Origin of the sequence: Shewanella sp. T24-MNA-CIBAN-0130, assembly GCF_040310185.1 — a bacterium.
Classification (GTDB): domain Bacteria; phylum Pseudomonadota; class Gammaproteobacteria; order Enterobacterales; family Shewanellaceae; genus Shewanella; species Shewanella psychromarinicola.
Map to the genome: position 1 here is coordinate 1 of NZ_JBEOPP010000537.1, position 239 is coordinate 239.

Annotated in this window: 1 protein-coding gene; it reads right to left on the bottom strand. The window is 64.4% G+C overall.

The annotated features are described in order from the left end of the window. Positions 1 to 239 (bottom strand): glycosyltransferase (locus AAEZ02_RS23415; RefSeq protein ID WP_351125626.1); only part of this gene is annotated, 239 nt, incomplete at both ends.

Sequence of the window (239 nt, forward strand, 5' to 3'; positions counted from 1 at the left end):
CTGGTGAACAGGCCGAGGCGACGCACGCCCAGGCCGAGCGCGCGGGAGTTCTGGCGCAGGTTGTTGCCGTACCAGCGGAACATCAGCTTGCGGCTGGCCTTGATGAAGCTCTTTTCCGGCGGGTGTTCCACGGTGTTGATCGCGGCATCCGGCACGTAGAAGGTGTCGTAGCCCAGGCGCATCAGGCTGAACCAGCTGGACTTGTCATCCCCGGTGAGGAACTTGAAGCGGCCCAGGCG